Source organism: Streptomyces sp. NPDC052114, from assembly GCF_040680155.1.
Taxonomy (GTDB): Bacteria; Actinomycetota; Actinomycetes; order Streptomycetales; family Streptomycetaceae; genus Streptomyces.
Genome location: NZ_JBFAWC010000002.1, coordinates 398,911 through 413,999 on the forward strand (window position 1 = coordinate 398,911; position 15,089 = coordinate 413,999).

Consider the following 15,089-nt stretch of genomic DNA (forward strand, 5'->3'; position numbering starts at 1 on the left):
CCGGATGCGCCGCGGCACGGAATGACATGAGGACAGCGGCGATGACGGTGACAGACGAAAGCCAGGAGGGCCCCGTCGAGCACGTGGCGTACGGCCCCGGCATCGACCCGGACCGCCTCGCCGTCTGCCTCGGTGTGCTCGACGAGCTGGACAAGCTGGACGTCGACCACCCGGACGCGATCGCCGTGCGCCGGGCCACGGCCGGGATCTACCGCACGGTGAAGCAGCGCCGCCGCCAGGAGCGCCGCGCCGCCAAGACCGCCCACGACAAGGCGGTCACGGAGGCCACCGCGACCGGCTCCGCCCAGCGCATCGACGACGAGACCGAGGGGCTGCTGCCGTCCTCGCAGACGGAGGAGGGCCGGATCGCGGGGATACTCCAGCGCCCGCGCTCCTGCTACACCTGCAAGGCCCGGTACGTGGAGGTGGACTACTTCTACCACCAGCTCTGTCCCGACTGCGCCCGGCTGAACCGCAGCAGGCGCGACGCCCGCGCCGACCTCAGCGGCAAGCGTGCGCTGCTCACCGGCGGCCGCGCCAAGATCGGCATGTACATCGCGCTGCGCCTGCTGCGCGACGGCGCGCACACGACGATCACGACGCGCTTTCCCAAGGACGCCATCCGCCGCTTCAAGGCCATGGACGACTCGGCGGACTGGCTGCACCGCCTGGAGGTCGTCGGCATCGACCTGCGCGACCCGGCCCAGTCCGTGGCGCTCGCCGAGCGGGTCGCCGAGGCCGGACCGCTGGACATCCTGATCAACAACGCGACGCAGACCGTCCGCCGACTGCCCTCCGCCTACGCCGCCCTGGTCGACGGCGAGAGCGCGCCGCTGCCCGCCGGGGAGCTGCCCGCCCACTCCGTCATCGGCGCCTTCAACTCCGGCGCGGTCGACGGCCTGGCCGCGCTGCCCGTCGGCACCAGCGGGCTGGACGCCCAGAAGGTCGCCGACCTCGCGCTCGTCGCGGGCAACGCGAGTGTCGCCAGGCACCTGGACGGCACGGCCATCGACGCGGGCGGTCTGGTGCCGGACGTCGTCGACAGCAACACCTGGGTGCAGACCATCGAGCAGATCTCGCCGGTGGAGCTCCTCGAGACCCAGCTGTGCAACTACACCTCGCCGTTCATCCTCATCAGCGCGCTGCGCCGGGCGATGGCCGACGCCGCGAAGAAGGCGTCGAGCGGCCGTGCCTACGTCGTCAACGTCTCGGCGATGGAGGGCGTCTTCGGCCGCGGCTACAAGGGCGCGGGGCACCCGAACACGAACGCCGCGAAGGCCGCGATGAACATGGTGACGCGGACCAGCGCCCAGGAGATGTTCCAGAGCGACGGCATCCTCATGACCTCGGTCGACACCGGCTGGATCACCGACGAGCGGCCGCATTACGACAAGCTGCGCCTGGCCGAGGAGGGCTTCCACGCCCCGCTCGACCTGATCGACGGCGCCGCCCGCGTCTACGACCCGGTCGTGCGCGGCGAGGCGGGCGAGGACCTGTACGGCGTCTTCCTGAAGGACTACGCGCCCGGCAAGTGGTGACGGCGGGGGCCGAGCGGCCCCGGCGGCTCCTGGGGCCCGTCGTGCGCGGTGTGCGAGCACCCGCGCATGACGGGCCCTTTTCGTGCGTGTTTCCGGCCGTGCCGCGCGCAGTTGACGGAAGGCGCAGCGTTGTCCCGCACCGCCTCATCCGGAGTTGTCCGGAATCAGCCCCCATCTTTTGAGCCCCATCGAGCGCGGGTCCGCTCATTTGGTTACCCTGAGGCGACAGGCGGTCATCAGGGAGCCACAAACCTTCCTCGGCCGCTTGGGGACAGGCCGGCGACCAACGGCCGCGGTCCCGCCAGAATCCGGCGCCACCGCGACCGAGCTGCCCCTGACCTTCCGTTACGCGACACAAAGGAGTGCGCGGTGACACCCGATCTGACGAAGCACGAAAAGCGACCGGCGGAACGCGGCGGCGAGCGGGCCGGCAGGCCCGCGAAGCTCCGCAACCTGGAGGCGTGGGCCAAGGCGGCCCCGATCCGTCTGGCCGGGTACGAGGACGACCTCGCCGAGCCGCACATCCTCCCCGGCATCGACTGATCCGGCGCCGGTCCGGTACCGCACCGGTCCGCTTCGCCTGATGTGCCCCCGGCCGACGACGGCCGGGGGCACAGGTGCGTCTAGGCCCCGGACGAAGTGGCGTCCCAGCCGTGCGCGAGGAGGGCGAAGGCGGCGTCCACCGCGCCCTCGGGGTCGTCGGTGCGCTGGGCGAACGCCGAGGCCTCCAGGGCGAAGTGGGCGAGGGCGGCGCAGGCGTGGTCGTCGGGGGCGCGGCCGGCGTCCTCGGCGACGGCGCGCGCGAGGGCGTCCTGGTGGCGCATCCACATGCGGTGGCCGTACCGGCTCAGGGCGGGTGTGCCGTTGACGAGGTCCACGAAGGCCGTGAAGCGGGTGTCGGAGCCCGCGCCGCCGAGGCGGGCGCGCTTCACGTACGCGCACAGGGCCTCGGGCACGGACTGTCCGGCCGCGCGGTCGCGCACGGCCGCGACCAGTCCGGCCTCGTGCGCGCCCTCCTCGTCGAAGACGAGGGCCTCCTTGGCGGGGAAGTGCTTGAGGAGCGTGGTGGTGGACACGTCCGCGGCCTCGGCGACGTCGCGGATGGTCACCTGGTCGTAGCCGTGCTCCAGGAAGAGCTTCAGGGCCGCGTCCGCCAGTGCCTGGCGGGTCGCGGCCTTCTTGCGCTCACGGCGCCCGACGGTTGCGGTCATAGGGGCATCGTACAGAAAGAGGGCCGAAGCAAAAAGTTGTCTCGTTGCACGTTTTGGGTCGGTGTGCTTTTTTGGAACAGGTCGGCCGTGTGGCGCGGTGCGACGGGACGCCGCGCAGGGACACCGCTCGTGCGGCGCGGTACGAACGAAAGCAGGTACGGCCATGACCCCTCCTCCCCGCATCGCGATCATCGGCGCCGGTCCCGGCGGCCTCGTCTGCGCCCGGGTGCTCCAGCGGCACGGCATCCCCGTCACCGTCCACGACCTGGACACCTCCCGCGCCGCCCGGGACCAGGGCGGCACGCTCGACATGCACCCCGGCTCCGGCCAGGAGGCGCTGCGGGCCGCGGGGCTCTGGAGCAGGTTCCGCTCCCTGGCCCGGCCCGAAGGGCAGCAGATACGCCTGCTCGGCCGGGACGGCGGCGTGCTGTTCGACGCCCGGCCGGACGGGACGGACCCCGCCGAGGGGAACCCCGAGATCGACCGGGGCACGCTGCGCGGGCTCCTGCTCGACTCCCTCGAACCCGGCACCGTCCGCTGGGGCCGCAAGCTCACCCGTGCCGAGCCCCTCGGTGCCGACGGCACGCACCGGCTGCACTTCGCCGACGGGACCACGGCCGACACCGACCTCGTCGTCGGCGCCGACGGGGCCTGGTCCAAGGTGCGTCCGCTGCTGTCCGACGCCCAGCCCGAGTACACCGGTGTCACCTTCGTCGAGACGGGCTTCGACGACGCCGACCGACGGCACCCGCGGCTCGCCGCTCTCACCGGCGACGGCACGATGATGGCCCTCGACGACAATCTGGGGATCGTCGCCCAGCGCAACAGCGGCGGACACATCCGCGTGTATGTCGGCATGCGCACCGACGAGGACTGGCACCGGCGCCGGGCCCTCGACCTGGCCGACACGGACGCCGTGCGCGCGGCCCTCCTGGAGGAATTCGAGGACTGGAGCGGCGAGTTGCTCGGCTTCATCGCCGAAACCGACACTGGCACTGGCACCGGCTACGTCAACCGGCCCCTGTACGCCCTGCCCGTCCCGCACACCTGGACCCGCACCCCCGGTGTCACCCTGCTCGGGGACGCCGCGCACCTGATGTCGCCGATCTCCGGCATGGGCGCCAACCTCGCCATGCTCGACGGCGCCGATCTCGCCCGCGCCCTCGTCGACGAGCCCACGGTCGACGGCGCCCTCACCGCGTACGAGAAGGTCCTGCTGCCCCGCTCCGCCGAGGCCGCCGCGGGGGCCGCCGAGGGAATCGCCGGTGCCTTCGCCCCCGACAGCGCCGAGACGACCCTCGCGCACATGACGCGGCACCACTGAGCGGATCCGGCGCACCGCTGACCGGAATGATCGGAGGTTGTGGATGCGGGACAGTGCGAATGTCCAACTCCCTGTCGTGCACGATGCATTGACACCCCTCTGGGGCGCTTGAATCATCGGACCTCATGACCGAACCGCGTTCGTTCCTCATGCCTCGGGCGCCTCTGCGGCGCCGACTGTCCCAGGGAGTCGGCGCGGCCGCCGCCCTGCTGCTGCTCGTGGCGCCCGTCCCGGCCTCCGGCGCGGACCGGGTGACCGCCGCGCAGCCCCCGCGCGCGGTCCCCGCCCTGTCGAACTGGACGCCCGCCGACGGCAGTTATCACTTCGGCCCCGGCAGCCGCCTCGTCGCGCGGGACGCCGCGTCACGCCGCGTCGCCGCCACCCTCGCCGACGACCTCAGGGACGCGGGCCACGGCCGGGTACCGGTGACGCGCGGCGCCGCGCGCGACGGGGACGTCGTGATCGACGTCGACCGCGCCCGGTCACCGCTCGGCGCGGAAGGCTATGAACTCCGTGCGGGCGCACGCCTGGAGATCACCGGTGCCCGCGAGTCCGGCGCCTTCTACGGCACCCGCACCCTGCTCCAACTGCTCGCCCAGGACGAGCGCGTACCGGCCGGGCGCACCGTCGACGTGCCGCGCTACAAGGAACGCGGCGTCGGCGTCTGCGCCTGCTACATCAACATCTCCACGCCCTGGCTGGAGAACCTCGTGCGCGACATGGCGTACCGCAAGCAGAACCAGCTCCTCCTGGAGCTGAAGGTCAAGAGCGACCGGCACCCCGAGGCCAACTCCTGGGGCTACTACACCAAGAGCGATATGAAGCGCCTCGTGGCGCTCGGCGAGAGGTACCACGTCACGATCATCCCGGAGATCAACTCGCCCGGTCACATGGACCCGTGGCTGGAGAAGCGCCCCGACCTGCAGCTCACCGACTCCGACGGCACCCCGCAGCCCTCGCGCCTGGACATCACCAAGGACGCCGCCTTCGACTACTACACGAGTCTCCTCGGCGAGTACGCCGAGGTCTTCCCCGCCACGTCCTGGCACATGGGTGCCGACGAGTACATGCTCGGCTCCGACTTCGCCAAGTACCCGCACATCCTGGAGTACGCGAAGAAGAAGTACGGCGAGAACGCCACCCCGCAGGACGCCTTCATCGACTTCGTGAACCGCGTGCACGCCTACGCGGCGGGCCGGGGCAAGCGGCTGCGGATCTGGAACGACGGTCTCACCGGCGACAACACCGTCCCCGTCGCGCCCGGCACGACCGTCGAGCACTGGCTCGACGTCCGCACGAAGCCCAGTCGGCTCATCGAGCAGGGCCACCCGCTGATGAACGCGGCCTACTCCCTCTACCTCGTGCGCGGCGGCTTCCACACCGACACCCGCAAGCTCTACGACGAGCGGTGGGACCCGCGCAGCTTCGAGGGCGAGAGGCTTGCCTCCGGCGACGGCATCACCGGCGCCAAGATCAGCCTGTGGCCCGACAACGGCCGCGGCGAGACCGAGAACGAGGTGGCGGCCGCGGCGGCGGCACCGCTCGCCCACATCGCGCAGGTCACCTGGGGCTCCGCGCACCCCGACCCGACGTACGCGGCTTTCGCGGAGCGCGCCGCATCCGTGGGGCACGCGCCCGGCATGCGTGACCTGACGAAGGTGCCGGTCGCCGACGGGACGTACACCCTGCGCGACACCCAGGGGCGTGCCGCGCCCCTCGACGTGGAGGTGAAGCGCACCGCCGACGGATACGTGACGCTGAGGACCACGACGGGCGGGACGTGCCTGGAGACCCGCAGCGGCAGGCTCACGCTCAACGTGCCGCTCCAGCCCGGCACCGCCGTCACCCGGGAGACCTGCGCCGCGGCGAACACGCTCCAGCGCTGGGAGCTGTCGCGGCAGACCGGCGGATTCCGGCTCACCAACGCCATCACGCGCATGGCCGCGCACGTCACCGCCGACGGACGCATCCTCCAGTACCCGGCCGACCAACAGCGGCCCGCTGTATGGACCTTGACCGCGCGCTGACCTGGAGAGCGCCGCACGTCGGTCCCGAGAACACCGCATGTCGGCTCCGAGAACACCGCACCCCGGCCCCGAGACCCAGGGAGATTCACACCCCCATGACCGTCAGCAGACGCCTGTTCATGGCCGCCGCCGTCACCACGGCCGTCGCCGCGTCGAGCGCCACGCTCACCGCGGCCGCCGCCACCCGCCCCGGCGGCGCCGCACCGCCCTTCCGGATCCCCGTCGGCCCCGGCGACTCGCCGGAGCAACTCGTCGCCAAGGCCGCGCAAGTCCGGCCCACCGCACGGCAGATCGCCTGGCAGAAGCTGGAACAGACCGCGTTCCTGCACTTCGGCGTGAACACCTTCACCGGCCTCGAATGGGGTACCGGTGACGAGGACCCGGACCTCTTCCAGCCGTCCGGGCTCGACACCGACCAGTGGGCGCGCGCCCTGCGCGACGGCGGCTTCAGGCTTGCCATCCTCACCGTGAAGCACCACGACGGCTTCGTCCTCTACCCCTCGCGCTACACCAAGCACAGCGTGGCGAGCAGCAGTTGGCGCGGCGGCAAGGGGGACGTGCTGCGCTCCTTCGCCGACTCGCTGCGGCGGCACGGCATCAAGGTGGGCGTGTACATCTCGCCCGCCGACGAGAACCAGTACCTCGACGGCGTCTACGCCAACGGCAGCAGACGCGCCCCGCGCACCATCCCCACCCTCGCCCCGCACGACGACCGGACGGCCGACGGCCGGCGCTCCTTCACGCTGGACGCCACGGACTACGGCGCCCACATGCTCAACCAGCTCTACGAAGTGCTCACCGAGTACGGACCCGTCGACGAGGTGTGGTTCGACGGCGCGCAGGGCCGCATCCCGCCGGACAAGGTGGAGACGTACGACTGGGACAGCTGGTACACGCTGATCCGCGCGCTCGCCCCGGACGCCACCATGGCCGTGCGCGGCCCCGACGTGCGCTGGGTCGGCAACGAGGGCGGCCTGGCCCGCGAGAACGAGTGGAGCGTCGTCCCGGTCAAGGACTCCGGCAACGGCAGCGTCGACTACGCCCTCAGGTACGACGCCCCCGACCAGGGCAGCCGCGAGGCGCTCGCCGAGGCGCGCTCCGTCGCCCAGTACCTCCAGTGGTGGCCCGCCGAGTGCGACGTGTCCATCAGGCCGGGATGGTTCCACCACGAGGACCAACAGCCGAAGACCGTCGAGGAGTTGACGGACATCTGGTTCCGTTCCGTGGGCCGCAACTCCGTCCTCCTCCTGAACATCCCGCCGGACAGGCGCGGTCTGCTGCCCGACGCGGACGTGACCCGGCTGCGCGAGTTCCGCGAGCGGATCCGCAGGGAACTGCCCAGCGACCTCGCGCGCGGCGCACGGATCCGGCACGACCGCGCGGCCGGCACGGTCACCGTCGACCTCGGCCGCGCCCGCGCGGTCGACCGGATCCGCCTCGCCGAGGACATCCGGCACGGACAGCAGCTGGAGCGAGCGGTCGTCGAGGTGCGCGACGGCGACGGCTGGCGGACGGTGACGGAAGTTCAGACCGTGGGCGCCAGCCGCGTCCTGACGCTCGCCGCGCCGGTGACGGCACGGTGGTGGCGGCTGCGGGTGACGCGGTCGCGACGCACGGTGCGGATCGAGGAGTTCGGCCTGTACAGGTCGCAGGTGTGAGACCCCCGTCGACACGTCGGTGGGTGACCCGCACCGGCAGGTGAGTGAGCGGACCCGCGTTGACAGGTGGGGGAGTGGGTGTCTGTAATGGTGCTCGTGCCGCGTGGCGCCGACCAAAGAGCAGTGGGCAGGTCGGCGATCGGGCGAGCACCTTCACTCAAGGACGACGCCTGTGGATACGTCGTGAGTTCACCCCGCAGGGCCTTCGCCTGACGCTCCGGTATCACCGTGAGCACAGGGCCTTCGCCTGATCCGTGCGCCTTCGCGCGCCCTCGCCATGCCGTCACGCGCGCATGGCGCTCCCTCACCTTCACCGCGTACGACGCCTTCATCACGTGCGACGCGGTCCCGCACACCTCGTACGGAGATCTGACACCGTCATGCCCACACCCTTCAACCAGTCCGTGATCGACGAGTTCCGCGCCCACGGGGGCCGGGTCGGCGGCCCCTTCGAGGGCGGCGACCTCCTCCTGCTCACCACCACCGGCGCGCGGTCCGGCAAGACCCACACCACCCCGCTCGGCTACGTCCGCGACGGCGAGCGGCTGCTGATCGTCGGCTCCAACCTCGGCGCGCCGCACCACCCCGACTGGTACCGCAACGTCCTCGCCCACCCCACGGTGACCGTCGAGCTCGGCACCGAGGAGTTCCAGGCGATCGCCGTCCCCGCCGAGGGCGAGCGGCGCGACCGGCTCTTCGGCCGCGTGGTGGCCGCCGAACCCGGATACGCCGACTACCAGGCGCAGACCGGCAGGGTCCTGCCGGTCGTCGTCCTGGAACGGCCCGCGCACGAGGCCGGCATCCCCACCGAGGCCGGCACCTTCGCGGACAAGATGGTGCAGGTCCACCTCTGGCTGCGCGGCCAGCTGCGGCACGTGCGCGAGGAGACCGACGCGCACTTCGCGGCGCTCGCCGCACACCAGGGGCCCGGGGCGCCGCCGGCACCCGGTCTAGGGTTGCAGATCCGGCAGCACTGCCTGGCGTTCTGCGACGCCCTGGAGTTCCACCACACCAGCGAGGACGCGCACCTCTTCCCGACGATGGCGGGGTACCACCCCGAGCTGCGCGAGACCTTCGACCGGCTCGCCGAGGAACACCGGACGGTCGCCCGCATCCAGGGCGAGCTGGCGGCGCTCCTCGCGGACATCGGCGCCACGGACCCGGAGCGCTTCCGCTCCGAGCTGGCCCGGATGTCCGAGGAGCTGACCGCCCACCTCGACTACGAGGAGGAGGCACTGCTGCCGATCCTGGCGGAGCTGCCGTGGCCTCCGGGGCCGCCGACGGAGTGACGGGGGCGCTGTCCGGGCGGCTCGTGGCCGATGGGGGCGACACGGTCGACGCGGGCGACGCGGGCGTCGGTCGGGCCGTTTGTATCCGGTGTGTATCAGGGAGCGCTTGATCGCCCGTCGAAACGGCGGGCCGGGGCGCTCGGGGGCGCCGTGCGTCGGGGCCGGGGGCGGCCGGGTCGCCCCCGGCATCACCCGTTCTGACCTGGGCATTCGCCGTCGACTTTGGCTCCGGGGAGAGTGGTGGGTGCCCGCTGGGCGACACGGTCGACGTGTCCGGTGTCTGCCGTATCGTTCCCTTGTCCGGTCCGGAAGTCGGTTTCGCCCGGCCGGTATCCGCCTGAACAGGAGCCCTCCGCCCGTGTCCTCATCCGCCTCGCCCGGGGCCCCTTCGCGTCCCGTCCGTGTGCTGCTGGTCGAGGACGACGACCTGATGCGCCGGTCCTTCACCGTTGCCCTTGAGCGCTACGGCTACGCGATGAAGGCCGCCGCCGACGGACTGACGGCGCTGGAGCTGTTCCGCGCGGAGAGCTTCGACCTGCTGATCCTGGACGTGATGCTGCCCGGCCTCGACGGGATCGGCCTGTGCCGCAGGGTCCGCGAGAGCAGCCTGGTGCCCGTCCTGATGATGTCCGCCCGGGGCGACGGACTCGACGTGGTCGCCGGTCTGGAGGCGGGCGCCGACGACTACGTGGTCAAGCCCGTCGACACGTACGTCCTGGTGGCCCGCATCCGCTCCCTGCTGCGGCGGGCCACCTACGCGCCCGCCGCGGGGTCCGCGCCCGATACGGACTGGGCGCACACGGCGGGCGAGGAGGTGCTCGTCTTCGGGGACCTGCGCATCGACATCGCCGGCATGGAGGTGTCCCTCGCGGGCGCCCCCGTCGCGCTGACCCCGACGGAGCTGAAGCTGCTCCTGGAGTTCGCCGCACACCCGGGCGTCGTGCTGGAGCGGCACACCCTGCTGCGGGACGTGTGGGAGTACGGCTGGGACGGCGACAGCCGGGTCGTCGACCTGTGCGTGCAGCGGCTGCGCCGGAAAGTGGGCCGGGAGCGGATCGAGACGGTCCGCGGCTTCGGCTACAAGTTCAGGCGCTGAGACCGGTGCGTACGGTCCGACGGCCGCGGCCGGGACTTCGACCGGGGCTGCGGTCCGGGGCGGCCCGCGGCTCCCTGCGATGGAAGATCGCCGCACTCGCCGCGGCCACCGCGTGCCTGGTCGTGGCGGCCGTGGGCGTCCTGGTACACCTGTGGACCGCGCGCGACATCCACGACCGGGCCGAGGCGCGCGCCACCAACACGCTCTACGCGGCCATGGACGTCTACCGGCGCACCGGCACGCTCACGGACGGCGTCCGGCTCGACCCGGCCGGCCTGCTCGCCGCCCTGCGTCACCCCGCCGACGGCGAACGGCACGCGGCGTACGACGGGCGCGTCGACGGCAACATGGGCCCGAGCTACTGGGCCGCCCAGCGCACCGGCGGCCCGGGAAGTCCGGTGCTCGCCCTTCAGGTCAACATGAGTTCGGAGCTCCACACGCTGCGGCGGCTCGACCTGACCATGGCGGTGGCCTCGCTGGCCGCGCTCGGGGCCGCCGTGCCCCTGGTGGTCTACGGCGCCGGGCTGCTCGCCCGCAGGCTGCGGCGGGTCTCCGAGACCGCGTCCCGCATCTGTGCCGGGGACCTGGACGCGCGCACCGGGCCCACCAAGGGCCGCGACGAAGTGGCGGAGATCGCCGCCACCGTCGACCTCATGGCCGACAGCCTCGGACGGCAGCTGCGGTCCGAGCGCCGGTTCACGGCGGACGTCGCCCACGAACTGCGCACCCCGGTCGGCGGTCTGCTGGCTGCCGCCGATCTGCTGCCGCCGGGGGAGACGGAGGATCTGCTGCGCGCGCGGGTGCGCGACCTGCGGGGCCTGGTGGAGGACCTCCTGGAGATCTCCCGCCTGGACGCGGGGGCCGAGTCGCCCGTCCACGCGCGCGTGCCGCTCGCCGCCGTGGTCCGCGAGGCCGTGGGGCGCACCGGCCTCGACACGGAGGTCGTCGTCGGCACCGACGCGCGGCACTCGCAGGCCCCGGCGGCCGGGGACACGGCGGCCGTGGACGCCGTACCCCAGGACATGACCGCCATGGACGCGGCGACCGTGGAGACCGACCCGCGCCGCCTGGAGCGCATCGTCGGCAACCTCGTCGTCAACGCCCATCGGCACGGAGGCACCCCGGTGCGCGTCACCGTCGAGGGACGCACGGTCGTCGTACGCGACCACGGCCCGGGCTTCCCCGCCGACCTGCTGCGCCACGGCCCGCGCCGCTTCCACACGGGCGCGCGCGAGCGCGGTACGGGCCACGGCCTCGGCCTGACCATCGCCCTGGGGCAGGCCCGGCTGCTCGGTGCCGAACTCCGTTTCGACAACGCCCCGGACGGCGGCGCCGTCGCCACCCTGCGCCTGCCCGCCTGACCACCCCTGCCGAACCGATACGAAGCGGCGCCGCCGCCGATACACGGCGGCGCGGGTCCCGATACGTCCCCCGGACACCCTTCGAAGTGCACTGCCCCGCACACGAAGAGGAGCCGTCCGTGACCGCCGACCCCCTTGCCCCGTACGCGCCGCGCCCCACCCTCGGCATCGCGGCCGCCGCCACCGACCTCTCGAAGGTCTACGGAAGCGGCGACACGCGGGTGATCGCCCTGGACCGGGTCAGCATCGGCTTCCGCGAGGGCGAGTTCACCGCGATCATGGGGCCCTCCGGCTGCGGCAAGTCGACGCTGATGCACTGCGTCGCCGGGCTCGACGCGCCCACCTCCGGGTCCGTGCGCGTCGGCACCACCGAACTCGCCGCCCTCGGTGACCGGCAGCTCACGCAGCTGCGGCGCGACCGGATCGGCTTCGTCTTCCAGTCGTTCAACCTGCTGCCGACGCTGACGGCCCTGGAGAACATCACGCTGCCCCTGACGATCGCGGGGCGCCGTCCCGACCGGGAGTGGCTGGAGCGGGTGATCTCCATGGTCGGTCTCGCCGAGCGCCTCGGTCACCGGCCCGCCCAGCTGTCCGGCGGGCAGCAGCAGCGCGTCGCGGTGGCCCGCGCCCTGGCCGCCCGGCCCGCGATCGTCTTCGGCGACGAGCCCACCGGCAACCTCGACTCGCGTGCCGGGGCCGAGGTCCTCGGCTTCCTGCGCGACTCCGTGCGTGCGCTCGGCCAGACGGTCGTCATGGTCACCCACGACCCGGTCGCGGCGGCGTACGCGGACCGGGTGGTGTTCCTGGCCGACGGCCGGATCGTCGACGAGCTGCACTCACCGACGGCCGACGCGGTCCTCGACCGCATGAAGCGCCTCGACACGACGGCCCCGTGAGGCGCGCGGAGCACCGCGCCCGCCGCCGCGCCCGCCCCTGACACGCCCGCCGCCACCCCGCCGTCGCGCCCCCGGGCGCCTCCGCACCGAGGACTGATCAGAACCCCATGTTCCGTACCGCCCTGCGCAACCTCCTCGCGCACCGAGCCCGTCAGGCGATGACCGTCCTCGCGGTCTGCCTGGGCGTCGCCTTCGTCAGCGGCACCCTCGTCTTCGCCGACTCCACCGCGGCGGCCCACCGGGCCGCCGCGTCCAAGGACTTCGCCGGCATCGCGGTCACCGTGACCGCGAAGGAGTCCCCGTCCGGTCCACCCGCCGAGGCACGGCACGGGGCGCTCGACGACGCGCTCGTCCGCAGGCTCGCCGCCGTACCCGGCGTCGCCGCCGTCCGGCCGTCCGCCGACGGCTCGGCCGTCCTGAACGCGGCGGACGGCACCCCGCTGCGGGTCAGGACCGGCGCGAACCTCGCCGCGTCCTACGTACCGGGCAAGGACGGCAAGGACAGCCGCCACCCGCTCACCGAGGGCCGCGCCCCGCGGAACGCCGACGAAGTCGCCCTCGACGCCGGTACGGCCGCGGCGGGCCGCCTGAGCATCGGCGACACGGTCACGCTGGTCACCGAGGGACCCGTCATGACCAAGCGTCTTGTCGGCACCGTCGCCACCGACGACACCCGCGTCACCGCGGGCGGCACCCTCGTGGTGTTCCACCGGGCCACCGCGCAGAAGCTGTTCGCGTCCCCGGGCCACTACACCGGCATCGACCTCTCCGCCGCACCGGGCACCGACCCGGCCGCGCTGGCCCGCCGGGTCACCGACGTGCTTCCCGCCGGGCGCGCCGAGGCCACCACCGGCACCGCGCAGGCCGCCCAGCAGGCGATCCTCGTGGACACCCTGACGCGGGGGTACGAGAAGCTGCCGATGGTGTTCGCCGGAGTGGCCCTGTTCATCGGCTCGTTCCTGATCGTCAACACGTTCACGATGCTCGTCGCGCGGCGCACCCGCGAGATCGCGCTGCTGCGGGCGATCGGCGCCTCGCGCCGCCAAGTGGCGCGCTCCGTCCTCCTGGAGGCGGGCCTGGTCGGTCTCGTCGCGTCGGCGGCCGGCTTCCTGCTCGGCCTCGGCGTGGCCGCCGTCCTGCCCGACGTCCTGGGCGCCGGCGGGACGCCGCTGCCGCGGGGGCCCCTGGTGATCGGGCCGGACTCCGTCCTCGCGGCGCTCTTCGTGGGCGTCGGCGTCACCGTGCTCGCCGCGTGGCTGCCGTCCCGCAGGGCGGCGAGGATCGCACCGGTCGAGGCGATGCGCACGGCCGAACAGCCGCCGCCCGTCACCCGGTCGCGGCTCCGCGGCGCCGCGGGCCTCGGTCTCCTCGCCCTCGGCGCGGGCCTGCTGATCCCGCTGACGGGGGCCGAGGACGCCTCGGAGGAGAACCTGCGGACCGCGATGGCCGGTTGCGGTCTCCTCGTCGCCGCCCTGATCGTGCTCGGGCCGCTGCTCGTCCCTCCGGTGCTGCGCCTGACCGGACGGCTGACCGGCCGCTTCGGCGTCAGCGGGCGGCTGGCCCGGGACAACGCGCTGCGCGACCCGCGGCGCACCGCGGCCACCGCCGCCACCCTGCTGGTCAGCACCGCGCTGGTCGGCGGGCTCGCCGTCATCGGCCACTCCACCGGGCAGGCCCTCGACCGGCAGGCCGCCGCCGGGCTCGGCGCCGACTACGTGATCGGCACGCGCTCCACCATGACCGGCATCGACCCGGCCGCCGCGCGCCGGGTGGCCGACGTCTCCGGGGTGCGCACCGCGACGGCCGTCGCCGACTCCACTTTGTTCGTCGGCGGAGGGGTGCGGGAGATCTCCGGCGTCGACCCCGACACCGTGGGCGACGTGATGCACCTGGAGTTCACCAGCGGATCCGTACGGGACCTCGGGCCGGGACGCATCGCCGTCTCCAGCACTGTCGCCCGGGAGAACGGCGTGCGCGCGGGCGACCGTCTCAACGCCCGCATCGGCCGGAACCAGGAGTTCACCCGGTACATGGTGGCGGGCGTCTACCGGGACAACCCCGTCGCCCACGACGCGCTGGGCGCCCGGAGCGACGTACAGCGGGACAGCTTCCTGCGCGACTCCGTGCAGCGCGTCCTCGTCCGCACCGAAGGCGGCGCGACCGGCAGGGGCGTCGAGGACGGCCTGCGCGCGGCCGTCGGCGCCAGCCCGCTGGTGACGGTGCGGGACCGGGCCCAACTCGTCGACGAGGCCGCCGGAACCGTGGGCGAGCTGCTGAAGGTGATGTACGGACTGCTCGCCGTCGGAGCCGTGATCGGCGCCCTGGGCATCGCGAACACCCTGGCCATGTCGGTCGCCGAACGCACCCGCGAGATCGGCGCGCTGCGGGCCCTCGGCATGGACCGCGCGGGTGTCCGCCGGATGATCCGGCTGGAAGCGCTGGGCGTCGCCGCCTTCGGCACCCTGCTCGGCCTCGCGGGCGGGCTGTGCGGTGCCTGGGCGGTCGGCTCGCTCGCCAACGGCGCGATCGAGCAGTACTCGTTGGCACTGCCCTGGGGGACGCTGCTCCTGGTGTGCTTTTCCTCCCTGGCGATCGGCGCGGTCGCGGCCGCGGTCCCGGCGCGCAGGGCGGCGGCGCTGGGTCCGCTGGAGGCCGCCAAGGAGGCGTGACGCCCGGATTTGCCCGGGGC

11 protein-coding genes are annotated in these 15,089 nt (G+C 73.3%); 10 read left to right on the plus strand and 1 reads right to left on the minus strand.

What is annotated here, in order from left to right; translation table 11 throughout:
- Positions 1-41 precede the first annotated feature (41 nt).
- Positions 42-1,538: an SDR family NAD(P)-dependent oxidoreductase gene (locus AB0L89_RS05705; protein WP_365134823.1), complete on the plus strand. Its 1,497-nt coding sequence runs from the start codon at positions 42-44 to the stop codon at positions 1,536-1,538.
- A 369-nt stretch (positions 1,539-1,907) separates the two neighbouring features.
- Positions 1,908-2,081, plus strand: coding sequence for a hypothetical protein (locus tag AB0L89_RS05710; protein ID WP_167357901.1), 174 nt, complete (start codon positions 1,908-1,910; stop codon positions 2,079-2,081).
- Between the two features lie 80 nt (positions 2,082-2,161).
- Here AB0L89_RS05710 and AB0L89_RS05715 read toward each other — a convergent pair whose 3' ends face one another.
- Complete coding sequence (locus AB0L89_RS05715; RefSeq protein ID WP_365134826.1) at positions 2,162-2,749, minus strand: TetR family transcriptional regulator; 588 nt, start codon at positions 2,747-2,749, stop codon at positions 2,162-2,164.
- Positions 2,750-2,912: 163 nt separating this feature from the next.
- Here AB0L89_RS05715 and AB0L89_RS05720 point away from each other — a divergent pair, with 163 nt between their 5' ends.
- The 8 genes from AB0L89_RS05720 (at position 2,913) to AB0L89_RS05755 (ending at position 15,069) form a co-directional block, all read left to right on the plus strand.
- Positions 2,913-4,073, plus strand: coding sequence for an NAD(P)/FAD-dependent oxidoreductase (locus AB0L89_RS05720; RefSeq protein WP_365134829.1), 1,161 nt, complete (start codon positions 2,913-2,915; stop codon positions 4,071-4,073).
- Positions 4,074-4,222: 149 nt separating this feature from the next.
- Complete coding sequence (locus AB0L89_RS05725) at positions 4,223-6,100, plus strand: family 20 glycosylhydrolase (protein ID WP_365135583.1); 1,878 nt, start codon at positions 4,223-4,225, stop codon at positions 6,098-6,100.
- 95 nt (positions 6,101-6,195) lie between these two features.
- A complete protein-coding gene (locus AB0L89_RS05730) occupies positions 6,196-7,758 on the plus strand; it encodes an alpha-L-fucosidase (protein ID WP_365134831.1) in 1,563 nt (520 codons plus the stop codon).
- A gap of 380 nt (positions 7,759-8,138) precedes the next feature.
- Positions 8,139-9,047 carry a nitroreductase/quinone reductase family protein gene (locus AB0L89_RS05735; protein ID WP_365134834.1) on the plus strand — a complete coding sequence of 303 codons (909 nt, stop codon included), beginning with the start codon at positions 8,139-8,141 and terminating at the stop codon, positions 9,045-9,047.
- A 358-nt stretch (positions 9,048-9,405) separates the two neighbouring features.
- A complete protein-coding gene (gene cseB / locus AB0L89_RS05740; RefSeq protein WP_365134837.1) occupies positions 9,406-10,143 on the plus strand; it encodes a two-component system response regulator CseB in 738 nt (245 codons plus the stop codon).
- A gap of 5 nt (positions 10,144-10,148) precedes the next feature.
- On the plus strand, positions 10,149-11,504 hold the full coding sequence (locus tag AB0L89_RS05745; protein WP_365134840.1) for a HAMP domain-containing sensor histidine kinase: 1,356 nt from the start codon (positions 10,149-10,151) through the stop codon (positions 11,502-11,504).
- A 167-nt stretch (positions 11,505-11,671) separates the two neighbouring features.
- Positions 11,672-12,400 (plus strand): ABC transporter ATP-binding protein, encoded by a 729-nt coding sequence (locus tag AB0L89_RS05750; protein ID WP_365135586.1) that lies wholly within the window; start codon positions 11,672-11,674, stop codon positions 12,398-12,400.
- A gap of 107 nt (positions 12,401-12,507) precedes the next feature.
- A complete protein-coding gene (locus AB0L89_RS05755; protein WP_365134843.1) occupies positions 12,508-15,069 on the plus strand; it encodes an ABC transporter permease in 2,562 nt (853 codons plus the stop codon).
- Positions 15,070-15,089: the final 20 nt, after the last annotated feature.